The organism is Bacillus sp. FJAT-49736, assembly GCF_018343615.1.
GTDB lineage: Bacteria > Bacillota > Bacilli > Bacillales > Bacillaceae_C > Margalitia.
This window is the reverse complement of record NZ_JAGYPI010000001.1, coordinates 1,119,864-1,144,053: the sequence shown is the minus strand read 5'-3', so window position 1 is coordinate 1,144,053 and position 24,190 is coordinate 1,119,864. Positions and strand designations below refer to the sequence as shown.

At 36.1% G+C, this 24,190-nt stretch carries 26 protein-coding genes; 9 read left to right on the top strand and 17 right to left on the bottom strand.

What is annotated here, in order from left to right; translation table 11 throughout:
* The first annotated feature begins 67 nt into the window (after window positions 1-67).
* Complete coding sequence (locus KHA87_RS06105) at window positions 68-529, top strand: PH domain-containing protein (protein ID WP_213093202.1); 462 nt, start codon at window positions 68-70, stop codon at window positions 527-529.
* Window positions 530-619: 90 nt separating this feature from the next.
* Here KHA87_RS06105 and KHA87_RS06100 read toward each other — a convergent pair whose 3' ends face one another.
* Window positions 620-1,984, bottom strand: coding sequence for a sigma-54 interaction domain-containing protein (locus KHA87_RS06100; protein ID WP_213093201.1), 1,365 nt, complete (start codon window positions 1,982-1,984; stop codon window positions 620-622).
* A gap of 195 nt (window positions 1,985-2,179) precedes the next feature.
* On the opposite strand from KHA87_RS06100, the gene KHA87_RS06095 reads away from it, so the two are divergent.
* Entirely contained in the window at window positions 2,180-2,623 is a 444-nt protein-coding gene (locus KHA87_RS06095) for a YaiI/YqxD family protein (RefSeq protein ID WP_213093200.1), read from the top strand.
* A gap of 404 nt (window positions 2,624-3,027) precedes the next feature.
* Window positions 3,028-3,603, top strand: a complete 576-nt coding sequence (locus tag KHA87_RS06090) for a DNA-3-methyladenine glycosylase I (RefSeq protein ID WP_213093199.1) — start codon at window positions 3,028-3,030, stop codon at window positions 3,601-3,603.
* 497 nt (window positions 3,604-4,100) lie between these two features.
* On the opposite strand, the gene KHA87_RS06085 is transcribed toward KHA87_RS06090, so the two are convergent.
* The 6 genes from KHA87_RS06085 to KHA87_RS06060 all read right to left on the bottom strand — a co-directional run bounded on the left by KHA87_RS06085 (window position 4,101) and on the right by KHA87_RS06060 (window position 8,113).
* Window positions 4,101-4,520: a VOC family protein gene (locus KHA87_RS06085; RefSeq protein ID WP_213093198.1), complete on the bottom strand. Its 420-nt coding sequence runs from the start codon at window positions 4,518-4,520 to the stop codon at window positions 4,101-4,103.
* Window positions 4,521-4,538: 18 nt separating this feature from the next.
* Entirely contained in the window at window positions 4,539-4,928 is a 390-nt protein-coding gene (locus KHA87_RS06080; protein WP_213093197.1) for a VOC family protein, read from the bottom strand.
* Between the two features lie 56 nt (window positions 4,929-4,984).
* Window positions 4,985-5,635: an RNA polymerase sigma factor gene (locus tag KHA87_RS06075; RefSeq protein WP_213093196.1), complete on the bottom strand. Its 651-nt coding sequence runs from the start codon at window positions 5,633-5,635 to the stop codon at window positions 4,985-4,987.
* 159 nt (window positions 5,636-5,794) lie between these two features.
* Window positions 5,795-6,568 (bottom strand): class I SAM-dependent methyltransferase, encoded by a 774-nt coding sequence (locus tag KHA87_RS06070; protein ID WP_213093195.1) that lies wholly within the window; start codon window positions 6,566-6,568, stop codon window positions 5,795-5,797.
* Entirely contained in the window at window positions 6,555-7,337 is a 783-nt protein-coding gene (locus KHA87_RS06065) for an aminoglycoside adenylyltransferase domain-containing protein (RefSeq protein WP_213093194.1), read from the bottom strand. Before KHA87_RS06065 ends, KHA87_RS06070 begins: the two co-directional genes overlap by 14 nt.
* Window positions 7,338-7,393: 56 nt before the next feature.
* Window positions 7,394-8,113: an MBL fold metallo-hydrolase gene (locus KHA87_RS06060; RefSeq protein ID WP_213093193.1), complete on the bottom strand. Its 720-nt coding sequence runs from the start codon at window positions 8,111-8,113 to the stop codon at window positions 7,394-7,396.
* Between the two features lie 213 nt (window positions 8,114-8,326).
* Here KHA87_RS06060 and KHA87_RS06055 point away from each other — a divergent pair, with 213 nt between their 5' ends.
* Both KHA87_RS06055 and KHA87_RS06050 read left to right on the top strand, forming a co-directional pair.
* Window positions 8,327-9,424, top strand: a complete 1,098-nt coding sequence (locus KHA87_RS06055) for a CAP domain-containing protein (RefSeq protein ID WP_213093192.1) — start codon at window positions 8,327-8,329, stop codon at window positions 9,422-9,424.
* A gap of 84 nt (window positions 9,425-9,508) precedes the next feature.
* Window positions 9,509-9,703 (top strand): alpha/beta-type small acid-soluble spore protein, encoded by a 195-nt coding sequence (locus tag KHA87_RS06050; RefSeq protein WP_213093191.1) that lies wholly within the window; start codon window positions 9,509-9,511, stop codon window positions 9,701-9,703.
* A gap of 59 nt (window positions 9,704-9,762) precedes the next feature.
* On the opposite strand, the gene KHA87_RS06045 is transcribed toward KHA87_RS06050, so the two are convergent.
* Complete coding sequence (locus KHA87_RS06045; protein ID WP_213093190.1) at window positions 9,763-10,389, bottom strand: class I SAM-dependent methyltransferase; 627 nt, start codon at window positions 10,387-10,389, stop codon at window positions 9,763-9,765.
* Window positions 10,390-10,628: 239 nt separating this feature from the next.
* On the opposite strand from KHA87_RS06045, the gene KHA87_RS06040 reads away from it, so the two are divergent.
* Window positions 10,629-11,702, top strand: a complete 1,074-nt coding sequence (locus KHA87_RS06040) for a Gfo/Idh/MocA family protein (protein ID WP_213093189.1) — start codon at window positions 10,629-10,631, stop codon at window positions 11,700-11,702.
* A gap of 60 nt (window positions 11,703-11,762) precedes the next feature.
* On the opposite strand, the gene KHA87_RS06035 is transcribed toward KHA87_RS06040, so the two are convergent.
* Window positions 11,763-14,825 carry a GNAT family N-acetyltransferase gene (locus KHA87_RS06035; RefSeq protein WP_213093188.1) on the bottom strand — a complete coding sequence of 1,021 codons (3,063 nt, stop codon included), beginning with the start codon at window positions 14,823-14,825 and terminating at the stop codon, window positions 11,763-11,765.
* Between the two features lie 267 nt (window positions 14,826-15,092).
* Between KHA87_RS06035 and ybaK the strand changes: the two genes are divergently transcribed.
* Window positions 15,093-15,569 (top strand): Cys-tRNA(Pro) deacylase, encoded by a 477-nt coding sequence (gene ybaK / locus KHA87_RS06030; RefSeq protein ID WP_213094257.1) that lies wholly within the window; start codon window positions 15,093-15,095, stop codon window positions 15,567-15,569.
* A gap of 160 nt (window positions 15,570-15,729) precedes the next feature.
* Here ybaK and KHA87_RS06025 read toward each other — a convergent pair whose 3' ends face one another.
* The 3 genes from KHA87_RS06025 to pdxS all read right to left on the bottom strand — a co-directional run bounded on the left by KHA87_RS06025 (window position 15,730) and on the right by pdxS (window position 18,061).
* Window positions 15,730-16,296: an LOG family protein gene (locus KHA87_RS06025; RefSeq protein WP_213093187.1), complete on the bottom strand. Its 567-nt coding sequence runs from the start codon at window positions 16,294-16,296 to the stop codon at window positions 15,730-15,732.
* Window positions 16,297-16,584: 288 nt separating this feature from the next.
* Window positions 16,585-17,172, bottom strand: coding sequence for a pyridoxal 5'-phosphate synthase glutaminase subunit PdxT (pdxT, locus tag KHA87_RS06020; protein WP_283249438.1), 588 nt, complete (start codon window positions 17,170-17,172; stop codon window positions 16,585-16,587).
* Window positions 17,173-17,176: 4 nt separating this feature from the next.
* Window positions 17,177-18,061 carry a pyridoxal 5'-phosphate synthase lyase subunit PdxS gene (gene pdxS, locus KHA87_RS06015; RefSeq protein ID WP_213093185.1) on the bottom strand — a complete coding sequence of 295 codons (885 nt, stop codon included), beginning with the start codon at window positions 18,059-18,061 and terminating at the stop codon, window positions 17,177-17,179.
* Between the two features lie 104 nt (window positions 18,062-18,165).
* Here pdxS and pdxR point away from each other — a divergent pair, with 104 nt between their 5' ends.
* Window positions 18,166-19,578 carry a MocR-like pyridoxine biosynthesis transcription factor PdxR gene (pdxR, locus tag KHA87_RS06010; RefSeq protein ID WP_213093184.1) on the top strand — a complete coding sequence of 471 codons (1,413 nt, stop codon included), beginning with the start codon at window positions 18,166-18,168 and terminating at the stop codon, window positions 19,576-19,578.
* Between the two features lie 180 nt (window positions 19,579-19,758).
* On the opposite strand, the gene KHA87_RS06005 is transcribed toward pdxR, so the two are convergent.
* The 5 genes from KHA87_RS06005 to KHA87_RS05985 all read right to left on the bottom strand — a co-directional run bounded on the left by KHA87_RS06005 (window position 19,759) and on the right by KHA87_RS05985 (window position 22,970).
* Window positions 19,759-20,208, bottom strand: coding sequence for a hypothetical protein (locus tag KHA87_RS06005; RefSeq protein WP_213093183.1), 450 nt, complete (start codon window positions 20,206-20,208; stop codon window positions 19,759-19,761).
* 245 nt (window positions 20,209-20,453) lie between these two features.
* On the bottom strand, window positions 20,454-21,281 hold the full coding sequence (locus KHA87_RS06000; RefSeq protein ID WP_213093182.1) for a dihydrodipicolinate synthase family protein: 828 nt from the start codon (window positions 21,279-21,281) through the stop codon (window positions 20,454-20,456).
* A gap of 70 nt (window positions 21,282-21,351) precedes the next feature.
* Entirely contained in the window at window positions 21,352-21,546 is a 195-nt protein-coding gene (locus KHA87_RS05995) for a hypothetical protein (protein ID WP_213093181.1), read from the bottom strand.
* Window positions 21,547-21,872: 326 nt separating this feature from the next.
* Entirely contained in the window at window positions 21,873-22,439 is a 567-nt protein-coding gene (locus KHA87_RS05990) for an MOSC domain-containing protein (RefSeq protein ID WP_213094256.1), read from the bottom strand.
* Between the two features lie 81 nt (window positions 22,440-22,520).
* Window positions 22,521-22,970 (bottom strand): YhfM domain-containing protein, encoded by a 450-nt coding sequence (locus KHA87_RS05985; RefSeq protein ID WP_213093180.1) that lies wholly within the window; start codon window positions 22,968-22,970, stop codon window positions 22,521-22,523.
* 218 nt (window positions 22,971-23,188) lie between these two features.
* Here KHA87_RS05985 and KHA87_RS05980 point away from each other — a divergent pair, with 218 nt between their 5' ends.
* On the top strand, window positions 23,189-24,037 hold the full coding sequence (locus tag KHA87_RS05980; RefSeq protein WP_213093179.1) for a flagellin N-terminal helical domain-containing protein: 849 nt from the start codon (window positions 23,189-23,191) through the stop codon (window positions 24,035-24,037).
* Window positions 24,038-24,190: the final 153 nt, after the last annotated feature.

The window sequence follows — 24,190 nt, the reverse complement described above, 5'->3', positions numbered from 1 at the left end:
TTGGGACATTACATAAAACTTAAGCATCCTTAAGAACGTATAAATGGTAATGAAAGGAAGGGATAGAATGGTTTTCTCCTCCATAAAAGACTTATGGTTAACCATTACAATCTGGTTGTTCGCTATTTTCTTTATTGTTCTACCAATTTTCTTTCCGGACTTAGGAGTTTGGATGCTCCCTGAGTTCTTAGCAAAGCAATGGGTGAAAATTGTTACCTTATTTCCTTTTGGTTTTTGCTTAATATGGATTTGTTTAAGAACGGAATATATAATCGAAAACCATTTACTCAAAATACGATATGGTCCATTTAAAAAGGACATAAGGATTGCAGAAATTCAAAGTATTAAGGCAATCCGAAATCCATTTACAGCCCCTGCTCTATCTATGGATAGAATAGAAATTAATTATGCTAGGTTTAATACTGTTGCAATTTCACCCAAAAACAAAACAGAGTTTGTCCGTCAATTATTAAAGCATAATTCCGATATAAAAACTTACCCTAATTTCGAGGATATTTCAGGGAGTTAGTTGAAACTCAATCAAGCAACTGTAAACTATCTTTTGTTAATCTACGCAAAAAAGGAAAAGTGAGATTCCAATACATCTCACTTTTCCTTTTCAATATAGTCGATACTTTTCTATTTTGTATTTTAGTAATTGTTTGGATATACCAAGCCGTTTGGAAGCTTCCGTTAACTTGCTATTTGTATTCTTTAATTCTTGAATAATTAAGCTTTTTTCATATTGCTCCACTGCGTCCTTTAAGGATAGTGCATCCTGTTCCTTTGGATGAGCCATTCGCTGTTCGCTATAGTTCCTAATTCTTTTTGGAATATCGTCTAAGGTAATCCGATTAGAGGTAGCGTTATTATACCCTGTTTCAATAGCATTCTTCAGCTCTCTAATATTCCCTGGCCATGGGTAGAGGTTAAAGCTTTCTATCACTTCTGGAGAAATTTGCTCAATCTGAACATTCATATTTTTATTATAAAAATCAATGAAATCTTCCAGAAGAACGTTAATATCCTCTTTTCTTTCGATTAAGTCAGGCAAGTCGATTTGTACAACTCCAAGGCGATAATATAGATCCTCCCGTAATCGTTTTTCTAAAAGTAAATTTTCAGGATCTTCATTTGTTGCGGCAATGACACGAATATTTAAATGAATGTTCTTGCTTCCGCCAATTCTTCTTATGGCTTTTTCCTCAATAGCCTTCAAAAGTTTTACCTGCAAATATACATCCAGCGAATTAATTTCATCTAAGAATAACGTCCCGCCTTCCGCCATTTCGAATAGACCCGGCATATCCACTGATCCGGTAAAGCTGCCTTTAACAGTTCCAAACAATGTGCTCTCCAGAAGGTTTGGAGGAACCGCTCCACAATTTATAGAAACAAATGGACAAGCATAACGATTACTTAAATTATGAATGGACTGTGCTACTACTTCTTTTCCCGTACCTGTTTTTCCATAAATAAGAACAGTGGAATCTGTTTTGGCAACCTTATAAATTTTTTCTTTAATAGCCTTCATTTTGGGATGTATCGTAATAAGATTTTCTATTGTATAAATGGTATTATTTTTTCGATAAACCTTGTGTCCGGCAAATTGATTAAGGGACTGGATATTCTCCTTCCTGTAAAAATGTTTGGAGAATTCAATTGCCCCTATAATTCTCTCATTCTCCATTATGGGATAAGTTGAATTAATAGTTAAAAACGGAGTCCCATCCTTCGTAATGAGTTCCTGTTGAATATTACAAACAGAATCTCCCGTTTTCAACACCTGCATGATCGTACTATTTTCATTTGTAAGGTTTTTATAAAAGAAAGTAATTTGTTTTCCCATGAATTCTTCCGGCCGAAAACCAATTTCCTTCAGAACCTTTAAATCGGCAAAATCATAAAAAATAATAGTTCCTTTTTCATCCGTGATTAAAACATTGTCATAATCTCTTAAATGCTCAAAATCTCCTAGATTCAACTTGTTTTCCTCCTCTTAAAACCAAAAGCAAGGAATATAAATATATTGCCTATTTTAGCATTTTGCTATTAAATGAACAATTCGCTTTAAATTATTGGTAGTTCGTTGAGAAGAAGGCTGTATGCATGATTGTTAAAGATAGGGAAAATGCGGTAAAGTAATGAATATAATTTCATGTTCGAAGGAGTGCTTGTTGTGAAAGTTTACGTTGATGCTGATGCCTGTCCCGTTAAAAATATTATCATTGAGGAATCCACAAACGCCTCCCTTCCTGTTACGCTTGTGACGAGCTTTTCCCATTACTCTACGGAGGTTCAGCCAGCCGGTGTCGAAACAATATATGTGGATACAGGAGTAGACGCAGCAGATTACCGTATCATGAAGCTGGCCGAAAAAGGAGATATTATTATCACTCAGGATTACGGCCTTGCCTCCCTTGCTTTATCCAAAGGCTGCACTGTATTGCATCACAAAGGATTTCTGTATACGAACGAAAATATCGATCAATTATTGCAAACCCGTTATATAAGCGCAATGGAACGAAAAAGCGGAAAACGCACAAAGGGACCAAAGGCTTTTACGAATGAAGATCGGGAAAAATTCAGGAGTCTTTTTAGAAGGATTATTGGAGTGGAGTGATTTTGTGTATGGTTAAAAGGCTTTCTTTTAATTTTGTCTATAATAATGACTATATTTGATTGTGGTAGGTGCTATTTTTAATTGTTCTACGAGACATTTATGTGGCTGACCAGAGAATTTTGTCTCTTATATCCGTTCTATGAGACATTTTTTGCGCCTACTCCATGCTATTTTGTCTCATTCATTCTTTTTATGAGACATTTTTCTTCCTTTCCCATGGGATTTTATCTCATACATACTTTCCATGGGTTATTTTTCATGCCTGTTCCTCTGTAGTTTCTACTATTCTATTATGGTTTAGGCTCTATATTGGTAGCAGAGCAGAAAAAAAATCTATTATTTAGATTGTAATTTTAACTCCAAATCGCTAAAATAGTTTTACCTATTGGAAGGGAGAAAAAACAATGAACAGATGCGGATGGGTAAATGATGATCCTATTTATCTGGATTATCATGACCATGAATGGGGGGTGCCGGTATATGATGACCGATTACTTTTCGAATTTTTGTGCTTGGAAGGAGCACAGGCAGGTCTAAGCTGGTACACGATATTAAAGAAAAGAGACAATTATCGTGAAGCCTTTGACCATTTTGATGCGAAAAAAATTATTACATATGATGATAAAAAAATAACTGAGCTTTTACATAACGAAGGAATTGTCCGGAATAAGCTCAAGGTTCATTCAGTTATCACAAATGCTCAGGCGTTCTTGAAGATTGTGGAGGAATTTGGATCGTTTCGGGAATATATTTGGTCCTTTGTAGGCGGAAAACCGATTCAAAATCAATTTCATGATTTGAGCGAGGTGCCTGCTTCCACTGAATTAAGTGATAAAATGAGCAAGGATTTGAAGAAACGCGGCTTCAAATTTGTCGGGTCCACTATTTGCTATTCTTTTATGCAGGCTGCCGGGCTTGTTAATGATCATATTGTTGGTTGTGACTGCTATCAAAAGATTCGCGAATTAAGTGTACGGTAATTCAGGCAAGACTAGATGGATATCAGGGAGTTCCGCTCCTCATTCATGCGTAACTTGCAATAATTCAGGTGGTTCCGCTCCTTATTCAGGCAAAACTCGAAATAATTCAGGCAGTTCAGTCATAATTCAAACAAATCACGGAATGATTAAGACGTAACAATGACTAATTCCGCCAAATCAACCAGTAATTCCGCCAGTTTGACGGATAATTCCGCCAAATCTAGTATTAATCCCGCGGATTCAGCACATAATTCCGCCAAACCAAAAATAGCTAATCAATCCCATTAAAATTTTGCGAATGATTAGCTATTTAACATCAGGAAGATGCTGCTGCCCACATCAAATGATTACAGTGATTCAATGTTTACTAGTACACAAAAACAGCGCAACTAGGATTTATACTCCATTCACTTTAGAAGGGATAAGGTATTTTTTAAAAACAAAGAAAAAGATGCAATATTCCTCATTCGATTATTGCACCATAATAGATGAATGACTTACTGATTAATCAGATATTTTTCTTTAAAAATTGGACTTAATTCACTCCAAACATCAAATTTATTTCCATCGAGGTCATAAAATACAAAATTGTTGCCTGGATGGCCTCTATCTTCGATTTTCCCTACTGATACCCCTTTTTCCGCCAGCAATGAATGTAGTTTTTTTAATTGCTCCATTCCATCTACTTCAAATGTCATTAAGAAATGCTCATTCCCATTATGATCTTGGAAAATAGCTTTCTCTCCTTTTTTCGATTTAACTAGGAAGAAACTTTGATTGGCAAAGTCCAAAATAGCCTTATCATCATTTCTAAAATTTTCTACAGCTCCTAATTTTTCTTGATACCACTTTGAAGCTAATTCAGGATTCTCAACAGGAATATAAATAGTTCCAACTCTCTTGATAATTGTATTCATCATTATTCCCCTTTATAATTATTCGATTTCATCAACCGGTACTTCCTTAAAAGTAACAATTCCTAATCCATTTCCGTCTGGATCGAATAAATCAAAAAATCTCATACCATCACCACCGTGGATTTCTCCCACGTTATAATTTTGTTTTGATAAGTATGTATGGAAACCATCTACATCTTCACAGTAGAAATTAAATGCAATATGATTTCGTTCTGGCATCTTATCGACCTTATATAGAGTTAATGCCGTTTTTAACTCTCCTCTTTCATTAAAGCGAAATCCAACATATTGACCATCGCTACTACGGTATACTACTTTAAATGGAAAAGTATTCAAGTACCATTTTTCGGAAGCCTCCATATTAGTAACTGGAACAAATACTGCGTCGATTCGTTTCACTGATTTCACAAAATCACCACCTTTATAAAATAACGAAACAAATTCTCGAAAAGATACGAACAAATTTATATTTTTTCTTGAAAAGTTAGTACATTACCATCTGGATCATACAACTCAAATACAAAGTGTGTATTACTTTTTTTAACCGTGACTCCCTTAGAAACTAAAATATGATAGGTTGTCACTATCCTTCTAAAATCACTTTCTTTTAAAGCATCCAATAACCGATTTACTAGAGATGGAATTGCTTCTTCGTGATTATTTTTTATTTCTTTTACCTTTGACAACGTTGTTCTAGCTCTATGTATTGCTGCTTTAACACCTCCATTCGTCATACCTAGCATCTCTGCAATCTCAATGGAGGTGAAACCAAAATACTCTTTAAGCAATAAACTTGATGCTTGTTTAAACGGCAATAAAGAAATCAGAGCTTCGATTGAATCTAATAGGCTTGTATCAAAAGTAACTAAATCCGTATTTATGTCCAAGCCTACTATCTCACGTCTGTTCTTTCTGATGGTATCTCGCCAATGATTCGATGCAGTTTTAAAGATATAGCCTTTAGGATTAGGATGATGTTTAAGATTAGAAGAGTATTTCAACATTTTTGTAATTGTATTTTGATACAAATCATCCCCATCCCAAGGAGTACCCGTTAACTTAAAACAATACTTTTTCAAATCATCTAGGTAAGGTTCGAAAATACTTAATGGCAATTTTTATTACCCCTATTCAAATATCGTTCCGATAGATTCATAAAATAATCAAAGCCTTACTTCAAAAAAAGTAAGGCTACCTTCTTATTCGACAATAAGGAAAATATATCCTGCTCTGTGAATTCGACAAAAAAAATCAACGACACCCTTTAATAGAATTTAATCCCTTATTTTCCTACAAACATACACCATTTGATCACTATCATTGGTTAACGGCTCTTCCTTCCAGTTCCTATATACATGCTGAATCTTGAAACCACGACTTCCCAACAAACGTTCCATTTCTTTAGGAAATACATATCGTAAACGGATATTCGTTCTTTTTTCATCCAGAATATTTCCGGATTCATCTAGCCATTTTCTTATAGTGATATAATGTTGGATTTGGGTTAGAGAATCATAGAAACTAGTGGTATACACATCTACCCTAATCCCGGTTTCTTCCTCAAAATATGTTTTCCAAAATTCTTCTTTACTAGGTTGAAGCAGTTCCTCTGTGCTGGGAAAGCGTGTTCCGAAAATGAAAGTGCCTCCCATTTCCAGATTCCTGCTCACAGATTCTAATAGCTGATCCTGAGATTCATTCGTAAGAAAATGCTGAAAGGAATTGCCTACTGAGTAGATAAGACCCGCTTTCTCCTTTAAGCTAAGCTTGGTGCAATCCTGCTCTACCCATTCAATTTGAATAGCTTGAGCTTCTGCTTTTCTTTTCGCTGCAGATAACATTCCCTTATGTACGTCCACCCCGATTACCTTAAATCCTTTTTGTGCTAGTGGAATCGTCGCTCTCCCTGTACCACAGGCTATATCGATAATGTTACCACACGATTTAGATGCCCATTTTAATAGGAATGGGATGTCCTCTATATAAACATCATTTTCTTTATCATATAAAATTGGATCATCATATTCCTCGAAATTATCCAATACCATTATTGCCATTCTCCTTATGTATTGAATTTACTTCTATTTGTATTTCATTTACCATATATTCTGCAAAACCAATTAACATTTCTTCATCCCATGTGACATGTTCATCCGGCTCTATATATTGAAATAAGCAAGTCTTAACTAGCCTTCGATAGAAAGCTGGCACGTTTTCCATCCCCCATTCTCCACCTTCTTTTTTGGAAGATATTATTCCTTCCTTCAAATAATAGAGTACCCTGCACAGATTTAAAGTATAGTAGACAGGATTATGCATAATTTCTTCTACGGCATTGCTAATATCATATAAAATTGATTCTCTATAATAACTAATATCAATGGGGTTAAATACTACACGAACCGGTTTTCCATAAAGGCAAACCCCACGCTCATACGTAATAACCAAATGTGCTGCTAAGTCCGGATCAAGGCCGTCACTGCAAAGATAATCCTTATCCTGCAAATACCTTTCCTTATGCATTTCCGAATAATGAAGCTCAAATGGCGTGGGATATTGAAACTCTTGAACCTCTTTTTCTAATATTATACTCATCTCCAAACGAAAGCCCTGTAGCTGAAGAATTTCCTGTATTAGCTTGTTCTTTTCTTCACGCACCAGTTTTTCTCTAATAACTACTAATACATCCACATCACTTTTCTCCGGATGGAAACATCCCATGGCCAATGACCCGTGCAGGTATACCCCTACTAGTTTTTCCCTTAAGTTACGCTTGAAGATTGCACAAACATCATGTAAAAATAATTCAACTGACATACCTGAATTCCCCTTTGTAAAAAAGTGATGACCTAAAAAGTCATCACTTTACTAGCTTACTTATCTTGAACAATTTTCAAAATCTGTTCCTGTACATTATCATTGGAATAACCGCCATGATAACAAATAACTGATTCAATATCATAATCCACAAATTTTCCAAGAGATTGCAAGGCAGTTTCCATATCTGGAGTGTTGCGCTGTACAGGTCCTTGCAGATTTCCATTGCTGATTACCATCGCATCACCTGTAATCAATGTTTTGCTTTCCTGTAAATACAAACTAATATGACCAGGTGTATGCCCAGGAGTAAAGATTACCTCTATGCCTCCACAATATGGAAGGACTTGGCCATCTTCCAATACGTGATCCACTTTGGCTTTTGGCGGATTCAAGTACAAGGCTTTCATTGGTTCAGGGAAAGAGTCCCAAGCTTCTTTGCTAATTTTATCAGGATCAGCCTTAATTAAATGTTTCGATCCTTCAATATATGGCTTATCTAGCTCATGTGCATATACATCTATTTTCCAGTCGCATGCTTGCAGGATTTCCGGCAGGCTTCCAATATGATCGATATCCTGATGTGTTAAAATGATAGCTTTCAGCTTCTCAAATGGTACTCCTGTATTTTCCATAGCAGCCTGAATGGATGAAAGCTGTCCTGGCATTCCGGTGTCCACTAATATCGCCATTTCCTCATCCCATAATAGAGTCAGATTAAGATGAAAGCCCTGGATATTTAATTCAACCATTTCCACATTTTGCGCTACCTTCATAACTTTACCTCCTTAGGTAATAAAAATAACTTCCATTATGTAAATCAAATTATACAGTATTCAACACAACTCTTTATAATATTCTTTATAGTAATATAAATTCCTTTTCTTTAGTTAAAAATTTACATAGGTTTAGAATGCTATGTTTTTGCGGTATAATTATATAATTTCTTGAAACTGTCTATAATTTTAATAGAAATGGAGGATAGAAATATGGCGCGTTTTCTAATGCTGGGAATTTGCATTGTTTTGATTGCATTTTCTTGGCAAACTATAAAAAAAGAATTACCTATTCGTTCCATGGAAACGAAGCTCCAAGAATTAAAAAGTAATACTGACATAATCGCCGGATCGGATAAATTCCAACAATTATTAAATCAGCTTGGCCTAAAGAGCAATGATCAGCCGCAAGCTGAAACAGTGAAGGAAGAAAAGGTTTCATTAAAAAAACCTACCAAACATATTTTTTCAGTCAATAATATTGAATTAGGAGCAACGAAAAAAGAGGTTGAGCATCGTGTAGGAAAACCAAAGCGGGCATCCCTTAATGAATATGGAACAAATTGGTACACTTATCACCAACATTATCAGCACTATTTTATGGCGATGTATAATAAAAGCAATAAAGTGATTGGGCTATTCACTAATCAAAATCTTATCGCCTCGACAAACGGAATAAAAATCGGTGTCACAAAAAAGACGGTTCGTGCAAAGCTTGGTACTCCCCTAACCGGTATTCAAAAGGGAATGATTATTTATCAGTTTGATAAAAAAAGTGATTATGATGTTTACCTGCTGGATGGAGCATACGTCACTATTTTTTATGATAAATACCAGCAGGATAAAGTAACAGCCATTCAGCTAATGGACAAAAATGCAGAACAAAGCAAGAATTCCTTTTATACGAAAGCAAGTCCGGCACTAGTAAAAGGATTTGAATATCAATTATTTGATTTAACAAATGCTTCACGCGTCGTTCATCATCTATCTGTTCTAACATGGGATCAGCATGTTCAAATCACGGCACGTGATCACAGTGTGGATATGGCGAAAAACCATTATTTTTCCCATGAAAATTTAAAAGGGCAATCGCCTTTCGATCGGATGAGTAAGGATCATATCAGTTTTATATTAGCAGGTGAAAATATTGCTTATGGACAGCTAAGCAGTATTTTCGCACACGAGGGATTAATGAATTCTCTAGGTCACCGTAAAAATATCCTTCAGAAGGATTATAAATATTTAGGAATTGGCGTGGCTTTTAATCAGGAGCAACAGCCTTTCTATACCGAGGATTTTTATGCAAAATAGAGATGCTGTGTTAGATTGGCTAAAATGGGAGATAGTAACAATGAGCAATTGAATTGCTCAAAACTTCGTCGGGAGTGATGTATCATGGCTAGAAACAAACTTTTGGTTCCTGGTGCGGAAAATGTTCTGGATCAGATGAAAGAGGAAATTGCCAATGAGTTTGGAGTTCAACTTGGTGCTGATACGACCGCTCGAGCCAACGGTTCAGTCGGTGGTGAAATGACGAAACGTCTGATTGCCTACGCTGAACAATCGTTACGAAATCAGCAGGGACATTAGTATCCTGCGATTTCGAGTAAAAAGGTGCCCTATTGATTAGGGCACCTTTTTCATTTCTCCTAGATAGAAAGGATAAACACTCCACCGCAATGGGACATCGAATAGTATTCACATTGGACTATTCCATTTAGAGAGTGCATGAATTCATCTGCTACAAAGTAATATTCATCATCATCCCAATAGGCAATGCTTTCTTGCTTACACTCTTCCAGATCTGCGCGGGTTTGGAAAGAGATGTCGCCAATAAAGACCTTTGCCCCTACTTTTAACAAAGGCAGTAAATCTTTAATAAACTCTAATTTTCTCTCATCTGTTAGATGATGTAATGCATACGTACTAATTATGTAGTCGTATTTTTGCCCTTTTACCTCTACAGGCAGTCCCATTGCAAAATCGAATTCGATTAAGTTTGCAGCAGGCATTTTCTTGCGGGCAATTTCTATCATTTTTGCAGAAAAATCAATTCCATCCATATGGTGACCATTTTCGTATAATTTCTGCGTTAAAATTCCAGTTCCAAATCCTATATCGAGTACATTGGAACCTGGCGTTTGCATTACTTCATTGAAAATAGTGCCTAATACTTTTTTATATCCGGCAAATGGATATGTATTGCTCTCTTCACTTAATTGTACTGTTTTATCATAATCATTAGCCCATAAATCAAAACCTTGTTTATTTAACATGAATGCCTCTCCTCTTTAACACAACCGGAGCATTCACCTTCCATACTCCATTAGTTGTTTATTATATCTCCGTTTTTTGTATAATGGATATTCGTTATTTTCTTCATCATCAATCCCACTCTTTCTTTGTTATACAATCCATAATATCTCAATTTTCAATACTATTAAACTATTTTTTACTTATCATTCGCATTCCATCCTTAATTCCTTTACTATAAAAAGAAAAGGAGTGGATGCAGATGACTAAATTTAAAGTTGGAATAATCGGAACTGGTTTCGGCGCCAAAGTTCATGCACCAATGATGAATTTTCATGAAGGCTTTGATGTTGTCGCTATTGCCAGTGTTTCTAGAGGAAATGTGGAAATTGCTCAGCAAATAAGCGGTGTAGAAAAAGTCTATACCGATTGGAAGGAAATGCTTGAGCAAGAGCCGTTAGATGTTGTCGTTATTGCATCAGCTGTACATTTACATAAAGAAATGACCCTAGCCGCATTTGAAAAAGGAATTCATGTCGTATGCGAAAAACCAATGGCCCTTCATCTTTTCGAAACGGAAGAAATGATCCATGCTCGTAATAAATCTGGAAAGCTCGGACTGATTAATCATGAGTTCCGTTTCCTCCCTGCAAGAACCAAGGTGAAGGAAATAATCGAAAGTGGAGTTCTGGGAGAAATCATGCATATTCGTTATGAATGTACCTTCCCAAGCTATCAATCCCTAGTGTCGAACCCACGCGGCTGGTTAGGAAAAACCGAAACAGGAGGCGGTATGCTGGGAGCACTTGGTTCTCATATGGTAGATTCTCTCCATTGGTGGACCAATTCTACCTTCCAAGAGCTGTTTGCGGCTTTAACTACTCATGTTCCTGAATATAAAGATGACCAAGGGAATGTAGAGCACCGTACTGCTGATGATGCCTATCAAATAATAGGGAAATTAAAGAACCATGCCACCGTTACGCTGGAATTGCTTTCCTCTGCCGTGCAAATAAATAATAGCTGGCGCTTAGAGGTATTTGGTAATAAAGGAACGCTTGTTATGAAAAATGATGAACAGGTATTCTTATCTTCGGATAATGGACCACTTGATAAGGTAGAATTAATGTCTGACCTTAAAGCTCCAGATGAGATGCCAGCAGTCGCAGCACGATATTACAATGGCTTTAACCGTGCACTTGATGCATTATATGAAACATTAAAATCCGGTAAAAAACATCCAAATCTTGCTGATTTTGAAAATGGACATGAGACTCAAAGAGTTCTTGATGCGGTCCGCTTATCCGCAAAAGAAGGCAGGAAAATCCAAATATAATAATGGGGGATGGACATATATGGTTCCTAGCACCATATGAGTCCATCCCCTTTTCCCGCTTTAGAATCTTATATTTTTTAAACTCTCCAGCATTTCTTTCGTCATTTCCTTTTGTGGAAACAATAAAAATACTGGGTTTGTCGTATGCCTTACTCCTGGTTCGATATTAACAAAATCAGCCGTTGCAGTCATGGCGAATTGTTCACTAAATATACAATCGGAGTCAAGATCCTTCGTGTTCGTATAAATTTGCAAATACTGAGTACTATCACGATTCGTAACAGTATATGGATTGCTGATTCGAAAATCCTGTTCTTCTATCCCACCACTGAACTGACCGGACCCAGATTTGTTCTGCACCTGAATAATGGTTTCCCTTAAATTGCGATGTTTCCACCACTTTTCCGTTACTAGATACTCATTAATATTTCTGTCTGCATGTTCCAATTCGGTAAAATGCACGACCATTGGCACGCCAGGCAACGTCAAAAAGTATTGCTGAATCCTTAATCCCTTCCATTTTTCATGGTTTTCTATTTTCGTTTCCATGACAAGGCCTTGCCACTCATTTTGCTTTTGATCTATTCTTTTCACAAAACGCGCCTGTGATGTTTCCTTCAAGAATGAAAATAGACTGATTCCACTCAAGTATGTCCTAATACCTCCAGCCCATGGATTCCACCATGCTTTAGGCTCTGGCTCAGGATAAGCAGAATCTAACCATTCTTCTCCCTTATAAGTTAAGGAGTAAAGCGTTGGAAAAAAGCTATTCGCCATTTTAAAGCTTAAGTCTCCATTAACGAGTTCATAGCTTACATGCTTGCCATCATTCACTTCTAGTTCATTCGTTTCGGATGAAGTTTGATGTAATAAAAGCAAGGAACCTTGCACTTTTTGTGATTCACTTTCCAAATGATATTCAATCGGTATAAAGCCGGATGAGCTAGAATGAAGATCCACTTCTAAATCCTGATTGTCTTCACATTGGACAGGGATTTCCTTCATTTTTTCTCCATTGTTCCATAATGTTAGTTTACCGTTAAAATATCGATTTTGGATTCTCTGTAAAAATAATCGCTTCTGATTGTTTTTCATCACTGGATTAGAAAGCTCGGTCCTCAATTCGGTTTCTTTTGCAATAGGCGGAATAGAGTCTAAATTGCCCGCAAAAGTTTGAAACTCCTCGACCGTTTTTATAGCACCTAATGAAAACCGGATTGGTTTAGAGGATACCTTCTCACCTAGACCGATAACTCCAAGCTGTTCCTCCAAATAAAAGTACCAGCCTTCAAAACCAATTTGAACGGTTGGATCCCAAGCTATTCCATGTGGATCCTTTCGATCATCGGAAAACATCCAGTTACCTGTAACTTCTTCTTTATTTAATAAACCATAATGCGACATTTTCGCATCATTAAAATAAACAACTTCATTCTTCAATGGCATATATGTTTGTTGAAGATGATGCTGTACAGGCTGGTAGATATATACATCCGTCACTTGTTTATCCGATTGATTTTCTACTTCCATCCAATAGTTTAATAGTCCGTCACCAAATAGTTCACAGCATAATACAAGCTTCATGGCAAATGGCTTGTGAACATCATAATATAGCTTCATAGTGGCGGAGTACTCACTATACTCCCATTCAAAATGAGAGACCTGTTTTTTACTAAGCTCTCCAATATAAGGCTTTCCGAATTTCGGCGATAATAGCGCGGTTCTTTGATCTTTATTGGTTTCATTGCCGAAAACGAGGGCATTGTTTCGTTTTCTTAGCCTTACTTTATTATATCCATTTTGTAGATAAATAAATTCCTTATCGTAACCGCCTGCTTTTACACCAAATGATGGCAGCGAAATCGCTAGCGGCTCCATCCATACAAATTTTTCGTCGTCTGACAGAACCGTAATACGGCATTCCGCTTGAAGAAAACCATATTTTTGAATGGTAAAAGGAATTTTCAGGATACCCTTTTCAGAGAATGTTGTTTTATATATTATACTTTCCCATTGAACATGAGAATTCTCCGGTAATTCCACCTCAACCTGAACATCCTTCTTCAGATGATTCTCTAATTCAAGATAGAGATATTGGTTTTTATTTAAATCATACCGCTTCGGCATATACACCGTATTTATTTTAAGTGCCTTTTTTGGAAAAAGACCAATCGCAAAAGGTGTAGAGAATCCATCCACACAAACCATCAGCTCTGCACGAGGATGTGTCACCCATTCATTCGGTTCATCACCATCCAATATATGAACAGGTAGGGATAGAATCTGCTCTTCCCCCATCTCCACATCATGCTTTCCTTTTACCTGTATCCGCTCGTTCTCTTGTCCTTCCACAGTTACCTTCATTGGTTTTCCAGATTTACTTTTCATGACGAGCTTTACGGCAGTTTCTCTTCCTTCAATTTGGATGTGCTCATTCAAGGAAGCTTCTATGAATATATCATTTGTTTCAATAAGGCGAATCCCTCTCCCGCTCTTTTCAATCTGAACACGGAGAAAATGAGTTTCATTTTTCCAGACATATTCAAAATACGTAAAGCCGTTTGCTTTAATCCCATCCGGCTTCACTTCGATTTCCCTGACATTGTCCTTATACCAGTCCAAATGCTCAAAGTATTGCTTTGTCCATTCGCTTTGCAGTACAAGCGGAATAAAGTTCATTAAGTGAGTCGTTTCGTCCCTATCCTCCCAGAAGAAACCGCATTTTTTATATAGAGGTACTGCCTTCACATTTCCAGCCCATGTATAAAGATCAATTCTAGGAAAGCCTAGCTCCACTGTTTTTTCTACCGCTTTCAGAACAAGCTGCTTGCCGATCTTTTTGCCATGATAATCCGGATGGACATTTAAAAGACGAATATAAAGCGCATTGATATCTTCCTTATACTCTGAGATTCCGCAGTAGCCGATAACTTTTTCCCCGTCTAATGCTAGGTATAAGAATAAATCCTCCGAGTTAGCTTCTTGCTCCTTCACTTGGGCTTCAGTTTTGACACTGGCATCCCCGCCCCAGCTTTCTCGGCTTTCATTCCACATATCGGCAATCGATTTTGCCAGACCTTCATGATATGGAATAATTTTAATGGTTTCCGTTACTGAATTCATATAACTTGTCTCCCCCTGTAAATACGAATAATTCTTACTACGTTGAGTCGTCCTTTGTGTTTTTTAATAACCTTCTTGAATTAAGCCTCATTTATACCGCTCCCTTCAATGTATTGGAAGTATTTTCTTCCTGTTGTAATACTAAACTACCCAACTTAATTTGTAAATATTATTCTGAAAAGTTCTTCTATTCGATATTTGCATTCTTTAAATAGGAGGAAAAAATATGATATGATATTTTCAATTAATAAAGATCGGGGTTTTATTATGAAAAATACGAAAACAAATGCCATGCGAATATTAGATAAAGAGAAAATCAGCTATTCTATTATTACTTATCATTCCGAGGATGGAAAAATTGACGGAGTATCAGTTGCAGATAAAATTGGCAGAGACACGAAGGAAGTCTATAAAACATTAGTAACGCAAGGAACGAGCAAGCAATATTATGTATTTGTTATACCTGTGGATGCAGAGCTGGATTTAAAAAAGGCAGCAAAGGCGGTTGGGGATAAAAAGGTAGAAATGATTCCAGTAAAGGATATTACAAAAATAACCGGCTATATTCGTGGCGGTTGTTCTCCTGTCGGAATGAAAAAACTATTTCCGTCCTATTTAGATTCCCATGCTGAATCTTTACAAAATATTATTGTTAGCGGCGGGAAAATTGGAGTTCAGATTGAAGTAATGGTTCCAGATCTCCTAAATGTCATAAAAGGGAAATTTGCTGATTTAGTAAAATAACGGCCTTTTCTTAAACATAGTTATTTTCCAACTATATAACTGTATTCAAACTTTATAAGAATATATGTTCCAACAACCAGCCCTACTTAAATTTAGGCTCTGTTAAGCGAAAGGTGGATACCTGTCCAAACAGAGGGTCAAGTTTACTTGACCTTCTGTTTTATTGCCATTTATGTACATAAGTACTTTTGTAATCCTTAAGTTTTTTTACTAACTCTTTTGAACTATTATCCATGACTATTAAATCTTTATACTCCGATTTTATAAATCCTTGTTCGATCATATGGTCAAAAAGAGATAATAATGGTGTGTAATAATTGTTGATATTAAGTAATGCACACGGTTTATTATGGTATCCTAGTTGAGCCCAAGTAAAAACTTCAAACCATTCCTCTAAAGTTCCAGAACCACCAGGCAATGCGATAAACCCATCAGCATACTCTGCCATTAATGCCTTTCTTTCATGCATATTGTTAACAACATGAAGTTCAGTTAATTGTTGATGTGCTATTTCAACATTTTTTAACTTCTCTGGTATAACTCCAATTACCTTACCACCTGCTTCCATCACAGCATCAGCAACTGCACCCATGCAACCCACTGCCGCTCCACCATAAACAAGGTTTAATCCATTTTCCACCAAAGTTTTCCCTAAATTCCTTGCTTCCTTCATATAGATGGGATCGTTTCCTGCACTTGAACCACAGTAAACGGCAATTGTTTTCATTATTATTTCCTCCTGAAATCTAATTTTCGATTTCACCCAGATTGCTATTTCAATTATAGCAATAATGTTATTACTAAATTAGTTAGTTCAAAATGTAAATTGATTTAATGTCTAGATAGCAGCTTTTGCATTATAAAAAATATAGATTACCACTTCAACTTTATATCACTCAATAGTTCTATCTCATTTACATATAAAAACACCCCTTCAGACAAAGATATCTAAAGGGGTAAAACATTTTTATAATTCAATCTACGCATTACAACTTGACGTTTTTAGGAAGAAATCCTAAGATGTCTTCCCTTTATTGTACCCTCGGACCATTTCAATAAAATACTTCATAATTCGAGTATCTTCCGTTAACTCTGGATGAAAGGAACAACCTAATAAATGGCCTTCGCGAGCTAAAACAATTCGCTCTTCATGCTTTGCCAGAATTTCCACCTTTTCACCTGCTGCCACGATATGCGGTGCCCGGATAAAAACAGCTGGAATGCCTTCCCCTATTTCTCGAGCGGATAGTTCTACTTCAAAACTATCTACTTGGCGTCCAAAGGAATTCCTTTCCACTATGACATCCATTAATCCTAAATGAGGCATTTTATTGCCGACGATTTCTTTTGCTAATAAAATCAGACCAGCACATGTTCCAAACATCGGAATTCCTTTGGCGGCTAAAGCACGAATAGGCTCAAGCAAATTATAACGGTCCAGTAATTTACGCATGGTTGTACTTTCTCCACCAGGTAATATAAGACCATTTATTTCCTTTAGATGTTCAACCGATTTAACCGGAATGGCCACACAGCCAAGCTCTTCAATTTGTCTAATATGCTCTCGAACAGCACCTTGTAATGCAAGCACCCCAATTTTCAGCATGTTACCAACCACGTTCCTGCATACGCTCTGCTGCATTCAGTGTTGCAATATCTATCCCCTTCATAGGGACCCCTATTTCTTTTGAAATTTCGGCAATCAGTTTATAGTCTTGATAGTGTGTGGTTGCTTCAACAATGGCACGTGCGAATTTTTGCGGATTGTCCGATTTGAAAATTCCGGATCCTACAAAGACACCATCTGCCCCAAGTTCCATCATTAAAGCGGCATCCGCAGGTGTAGCCACTCCACCGGCAGCAAAATTGACAACCGGTAAACGACCTAATTGTTTGATTTCTAGTAATAATTCATATGGTGCTCCTAAATTTTTCGCTTCGGTCATAAGCTCATCTGTACTCATCGATACAACGCGTCTGACCTGCGCATTCACTTTACGTATATGACGAACCGCTTCCACAATATTTCCTGTTCCCGGTTCACCTTTCGTCCGTAACATAGAAGCTCCTTCCCCAATTCGGCGGGCAGCTTCCCCTAAATCACGGCAACCACAAACAAAAGGTACGGTGAAGTCGCTTTTTAATAAATGAAATTCTTCATCAGCAGGTGTTAATACTTCACTTTCATCTATGTAATCGACACCCATTAATTCTAATACCCGTGCTTCGACAATGTGGCCAATACGTGCTTTTGCCATTACAGGAATAGTTACGGCATTCATTACTTCCTCTACAATACGAGGATCTGCCATACGTGCTACTCCTCCTGCTGCTCGAATATCAGATGGCACCCGCTCTAACGCCATAACCGCAACGGCACCTGCAGCCTCCGCAATTCTTGCTTGTTCTGCATTCACGACATCCATAATGACACCGCCTTTTTGCATTTCTGCCATGCCACGTTTTACTCTTTCCGTTCCAACTTTCTTCATAAAAAAACCTCCATTCGTTTGATGATTACTAGTATAATAGATATTGACTTTATGAAAAGGTTCAATTTTTAAAAATTCCATATGGTCAGAGGGAGGAATTGCATATGGATATGCTTATGTTCAAATTGGATAGAAGTACAGCAAAACCTATGTATGAACAGCTTTATACTGGGATCAAAGATGCGATTATCCATAAACAAATTGAAGTTGGAGCAAAATTACCTTCCAAAAAAAAATTAGCTGAGTTTTTAAATATCAGCCAAACAACCATTGAAATTGCCTATGAACAGCTTATGGAGGAAGGGTATATAAGATCGAAACCCCGCGTCGGATTTTTTGTCGAAGAAATCGATGAATTACCATATATTGAAAAAGGCCCATTAACCATGTCTTTTGAGAAGGCCGAGAAAAATAATTACGAATTTGACTTCCATCCGGGAAAAATAGATGCGGATTCATTCCCGTTTTCGATATGGAGAAAATATGCCAAAAATTTATATGATCTGGATTCAAAAGAGCTTTTACAAATTGGGGACCCTCAAGGAGAATATACATTAAGAGCGGAAATTTCGAACTATCTTTATCAATCGAGGGGAATTATTTGCAAGCCAGAACAGATTGTCATCGGCTCGGGAACGGAACAACTCCTTCCCATGATTCTGAAATTACTGGGGGATGATTTGAAATTTGCCCTTGAAAATCCCGGCTATTCAGCAATCCCAAGAATACAATTGGAAAATAGTGCCCTTCCCATACCAGTGGATGAAGATGGATTAATAGTGGAAGAACTTGAAAAAACAAACGCCAATGTTGTTTACATTACACCTTCTCACCAATTCCCGACGGGTGCTGTTTTATCAGCAACAAGAAGAACTCAAGCTTTAAACTGGGCAGCAAAAGATGAAAATCGCTATATTATTGAAGACGATTACGATAGTGAATTTCGGTATAAAGGAAAACCCATTCCCGCATTACAAGGTATGGACCAAAACAATAAAGTTATATATATCAGCACGTTTACCAAATCTTTAATGCCTTCCTTACGTGTTGCTTATTTTGTATTACCTGCAACATTGGTGCCAAAATACAAACAAACATTTAGTTTTTACTCGGCAACCGTACCGAGATTTGATCAACATATTTTAGCTAACTTTATGAGAGATGGCTATTTTTCAAAGCATTTAAACCGTATGCGCAAAATTTATCGTAAAAAACATGAAAAATTAACCGAAATATTTGAAATGTATTATCCACTTGTCTCCTTCACAGGTGATATGGCGGGCATGCACATACTAATTTCTGTTCCCCTGTCCAAAAGTGAAAGGCAGCTAAAAGAGATGGCAGAAAAAAATAATATTGCCATCTATCCGGTAAGTGATTATCTCTTAAGTCCAATTGAATCAAAAAATCCAACTTTTCTATTTGGCTTTGGCGGTATTCCATTGGATCAAATGGAAAATGGGATTCACCAATTAATGAAATGTTGGGGGATTCCAAAATCAAATAAGCGATTTTAAAAGAATAACGGAAGTCTTAGAACATGTACTAGAGACTTCCGCTAGACTTAAAAGAATGTATCTAATTGATAGCACTTTAAGTAGAATTTTCACAAACTCCATTACAATAAATAAGAGGGTTGAATCATATTGTTTCATGTGATATTTTCTATCCGTTTTATTCAATACAAACTTACATATTTATTGTTGATATTCTTCATTATATTTCCGAATCCAATCTATATCGATTGGACCGTTGATGACTTTGTACATTTTACCTGAGTCAAACGAGTAAATACAATTTTCAAAAACGGTAAACATTTTAGCCCTGTCCTCGCCTTTTAGGCGGTATTGAATGTCAAATAAGTTTTCTTTCATAAAACTATTAACACTACTGCACTTAGCAGCAAACATCTTTTTAACTTTATATTGGCTAAGGAATTCCTTTAACTTTTTCGGTGGTTCTTTCTTATCTGTATTCCATTCCTCATGACCTCTTAGAAAAATTCCAAAATAATTAAGATTTTCTGGATTATAATTAATTACCTCATCCAAATTTTTTTCCTTATAATCGTTATACATTTTAAATGAAAATACAAGTACGGCTACTATTACGGCGATTACAAGGTAACGAATTGATTTACTTTTCATCCACTTCCCCCCTCTTTGCTATTTATATAAGACCGTATCCATTTATGAACAATCTTTTACAATATCTATATAAATTTTAGCATACACTCCTATTAAAACGTCAAAAAATTCCAATAAATGTGTTAAATTAAATCCTGTGAAAAAATTAAAAAAGCACAGGAATCAGACACTGTGCTTTTTCTGGTGTTAATTCACCATCATTTTGGGCGGTTTTTAAAGTTCCAATTAGGATGTTTCAAATATAATTACATATTACCAATAGGACTCCTACATATTCCCATTGGTATACCCTTTTTATTAATACTTTTTTTAATATTTACTAAAGGAGTACCTTGATAAACTTCTATTAAAATGTTTTCTATCTTTAATCTTTCTTGTTTAGTAATTTCTTGTCCGGAAAGCAGTTTATTAAACCATTCGCTAATTTCTATTGGTGCAACATTTCCGGCAATCGAGGATAGACGATCAAATCCAAGTAAAACTTTCTCTTCCAATTCCGATTCTCCACCAGCATAATAATGGAAGTCATTTCTTTTAATTTCTTTTTTTAATAGTTCGACTCTCTCTTTTTTCCCCGCTTCTTTTATGCCAACTACTAATTCCATCTTACTTAACTGAACAATATTTTCTAGTGATAAATCAAATCCTGTTCTATTTGGATTATTATATAAAATAGTTGGCTTATTACTATAATCCATTATGTATTTTGTATATATTAATGCTTCCGCTTGTGTTGGCAGAACGTAAGGTGGGTATCCAAGTAAAATACCGGATATATTTGTGTTACGAATGATTTTAGCCAGTTCCTCTGCTTCTTTCTGCCTAATGGAAGAAACACCAAAAATAATTTCCATATTATTCATCAGATCTTTTTCTAATACTAACTGATTAATTATCTCTATTTTTTCCTTAAGATTTAAACTATGTTGCTCCCCAGTTGAACCACAGACAAGAACAGATTTTACTCCTTGTTTATATAAATCCCATATATGATCTATAGTCCCTTGAATATTAATAGATTCATCTTCCAAAAATGCAGTTGGAACAGCAATGTGAAATGTTTCATTTAACATACATTTAACTCCTTTATAGATGATTTTCTTCCCCAGTTCCTATTCAGATGTTCAAGAATATCCCGCAAATTCAATATGTACCCGCAGAAGCTATAATGGCAATACTCCAAACTATCAATGTAAAGGATACAGTCAACCAAAATGTATTAGTGGCTGTTTTTTCGCCATTTTTCACTTTCTTCATTATAGTAACGAGGTTGATACAGAATATAATCAATAGGAATAGTATTAAGAAAATGCCAATATTATAAAATAGAACAATCAAAGATTTCTCCCCCTAGAAATTTGAGTTTTTTCCCCTAGCATATCCCATTCTACATATTGACCAATTAAAACTTGTATTTTGAATTTCTTCACATAAGTTCCAAAGAAAATCAATAATTCTCACTTCAACTTTCTATCTATTAGTTTCCTAAATTAGTCTCCTACAACAATTTGATTAATGGGAATTGGAGGTTTCTCACTTACATAATATCCTGCACTCCTTCTCTGTACATAAAAATCGATTTTGTCGAATTTATAAAAAAATGTTAATCGTATTTCGATTAACAATTCTATATTTTATGTACATTTATAGCACGATACAACATATTAAACACGTTCCAGTTTTTTAAATGGTCTTGAAGGAAATTCAACACGGATTATATCACCTTGTTTCACTCGTCCACTCTTTAATATAACTCCCATTATTCCAGCTTTTCTTATTAGATTTCCATCTGAATCCTTATCTAAAACAGCCTTTAAAAGACCTGGTTTGAAATGATCAATTTGAGCACATGGATTTCGCAAACCTGTTACTTTAATAATTGCAGACTCACCTATAGATAATATCGTGTTAGTTGGTAATTCAAGAAGATTTATTCCGACAGTTGTAATATTTTCACCCAATTGACCAGGCTTAATAGTAAAACGGTCAGCTAACTCCTCGAATAACTCACTTTGAATTAAATGCACCTGTCTTAGATTCGGCTGATTTGGATTTTGCGCCACTCTTGACCGATGTTTCACCGTTGAACCAAAGTGTGCATCACCTTCAACTCCCAATTCCTTCACTAATTTTATACTTTCTTGATTTTCCTTACTGAATGTGTGATGTTTACTTAAACTAACCGCAATGACTTCACCTAAAATGGAACTCTCATTGTTTTCTTCTATCATCAATCTTCACAGCCTTCCCATTGATTCCTTGTTTGTTTATATTCAGTAAAGGTTTCATTATTCCTTCATAAACTTTCAATCCTATTCCTTTTCTACGTATTTCCTCATTTCTTTTATAATGGTATGCGGCAAAATATACATTGTATGTGTATCCTTTTCCTTCATAATAGAACCACCGTCTTTTCCTATCCACAAGCAATAATTTGATTTTGTTTTATCTTCAAATGTTAGCGTAAGCAAATAATCAGGCGTGGTCACATCCACTACACCATCTATTTTTTTAGCCCGTTTGATTGCATTAGCAAATAGTTGAATTTCAGCTGTGTCTTTTTGTGTGTAAAAAATATGAGGTTTCTTAATATCCAGCATACTTTCTCCCACCCGTGAAATAGATACACCAATTATCGTTTGTCCTTCAAATGTTACACTTCGGATCCCATTGCCTCTATTTTCACTACATCCTGTAAATGACAACAAAAATATCAAAATAAAAAAATAGAAAAGTAGATATTTCGCCTTGTTAGTTAACATTTGCCTCCCCCTTCTCTTACTATTTAAAAAAATAGACGTAAACCGATTTAAAATGTCACAAGTTCAAATAAATAAGTTAAATATTCCATATTTACCAACCGATATAAAAAGAGATACCAATATTTGATAAAGGAGGGAAATTCCTGAGTCGAGATGGAACTTACTTTAATCGAAATTAATTCATTACAAAAGAACCATCTGACAATGAATGACATGAGATGATCATTAACCATAATATTGCAGCTATGAATGCATTTCGAATGTATAATCGAGCTCTGCTTGGACAAAGTCGAGCGATGGAAAGATTATCCTCCGGATTGAGAATTAATCGTGCCGCAGATGATCCAGCAGGACTAGCAATTTCAGAAAAAATGCGAGCACAAATACGCGGATTAAATCAAGCTTCCAGAAATGCCCAAGATGCCGTTTCCATGATTCAAACAGCGGAAGGAGCATTGAATGAAACACATGCCATCCTTCAGCGAATGCGAGAGCTTTCTGTTCAAGCAGCAAATGGAACGTATAATGCCGAAGATCTTGATGCTATCCAACAGGAAATCGATCAGCTTACAGAGGAAATAACCCGTATTGGCAAAGACACAGATTATAATACTATGAAGCTACTCGACGGCTCTAAAAAATCCTTTTCTATACAGATTGGTGCAAATGCTGGGCAATCGATGACCATTGAAATGGCGGATATGAGGGCAGCTGCAATTGGATTAACTGGATCCGGAACAGGTTATACGACAAAAGGAACACTTGATCTATCAACAAGTGAAAGTGCTTCAAACGCAATAGAAAAAATCGATAATTCTATCAAAATAGTTTCCTCCCAACGTTCAAGGCTAGGTGCTTATCATAATCGACTTGAACACACCATCAACAACTTAGAAAACACCGCAGAGAATTTAACCGCAGCGGAATCCCGAATCCGAGATGCAGATATGGCAAAAGAAATTATGGAATTTACAAAGCAATCCATTCTTGCACAAGTGGCGATGAGTATGATGGCCCAAGCAAACCAACAGCAAAGCATGATTTTGCAGCTTTTAAAGGTGAAATAATTAGGAACAAACTTACATCAATTTTTTACCTCTTAAGAGGACTGAGGTTCCGTTATTTGTATAAATTCAACCTATTTTACAGGTTAAGAGGACACAGTGAAACTAGAATAAAAAGTGGACACCCCTTTAACGAAAGTCATATTTGGATATGAT

Coding starts and splice junctions, on each gene's coding strand:
- KHA87_RS06105 (WP_213093202.1), top strand. CDS start 68: ATGGTTTTCTCCTCCATAAAAGACTTATGGTTAACCATTACAATCTGG.
- KHA87_RS06090 (WP_213093199.1), top strand. CDS start 3,028: ATGAACAGATGCGGATGGGTAAATGATGATCCTATTTATCTGGATTAT.
- KHA87_RS06085 (WP_213093198.1), bottom strand. CDS start 4,520: ATGAATACAATTATCAAGAGAGTTGGAACTATTTATATTCCTGTTGAG.
- KHA87_RS06070 (WP_213093195.1), bottom strand. CDS start 6,568: ATGGTATTGGATAATTTCGAGGAATATGATGATCCAATTTTATATGAT.
- KHA87_RS06065 (WP_213093194.1), bottom strand. CDS start 7,337: ATGTCAGTTGAATTATTTTTACATGATGTTTGTGCAATCTTCAAGCGT.
- KHA87_RS06060 (WP_213093193.1), bottom strand. CDS start 8,113: ATGAAGGTAGCGCAAAATGTGGAAATGGTTGAATTAAATATCCAGGGC.
- KHA87_RS06055 (WP_213093192.1), top strand. CDS start 8,327: ATGGCGCGTTTTCTAATGCTGGGAATTTGCATTGTTTTGATTGCATTT.
- KHA87_RS06050 (WP_213093191.1), top strand. CDS start 9,509: ATGGCTAGAAACAAACTTTTGGTTCCTGGTGCGGAAAATGTTCTGGAT.
- KHA87_RS06045 (WP_213093190.1), bottom strand. CDS start 10,389: ATGTTAAATAAACAAGGTTTTGATTTATGGGCTAATGATTATGATAAA.
- KHA87_RS06040 (WP_213093189.1), top strand. CDS start 10,629: ATGACTAAATTTAAAGTTGGAATAATCGGAACTGGTTTCGGCGCCAAA.
- KHA87_RS06035 (WP_213093188.1), bottom strand. CDS start 14,825: ATGAATTCAGTAACGGAAACCATTAAAATTATTCCATATCATGAAGGT.
- ybaK (WP_213094257.1), top strand. CDS start 15,093: ATGAAAAATACGAAAACAAATGCCATGCGAATATTAGATAAAGAGAAA.
- KHA87_RS06025 (WP_213093187.1), bottom strand. CDS start 16,296: ATGAAAACAATTGCCGTTTACTGTGGTTCAAGTGCAGGAAACGATCCC.
- pdxS (WP_213093185.1), bottom strand. CDS start 18,061: ATGAAGAAAGTTGGAACGGAAAGAGTAAAACGTGGCATGGCAGAAATG.
- pdxR (WP_213093184.1), top strand. CDS start 18,166: ATGGATATGCTTATGTTCAAATTGGATAGAAGTACAGCAAAACCTATG.
- KHA87_RS06005 (WP_213093183.1), bottom strand. CDS start 20,208: ATGAAAAGTAAATCAATTCGTTACCTTGTAATCGCCGTAATAGTAGCC.
- KHA87_RS06000 (WP_213093182.1), bottom strand. CDS start 21,281: ATGTTAAATGAAACATTTCACATTGCTGTTCCAACTGCATTTTTGGAA.
- KHA87_RS05990 (WP_213094256.1), bottom strand. CDS start 22,439: ATGATAGAAGAAAACAATGAGAGTTCCATTTTAGGTGAAGTCATTGCG.
- KHA87_RS05985 (WP_213093180.1), bottom strand. CDS start 22,970: ATGTTAACTAACAAGGCGAAATATCTACTTTTCTATTTTTTTATTTTG.
- KHA87_RS05980 (WP_213093179.1), top strand. CDS start 23,189: ATGATCATTAACCATAATATTGCAGCTATGAATGCATTTCGAATGTAT.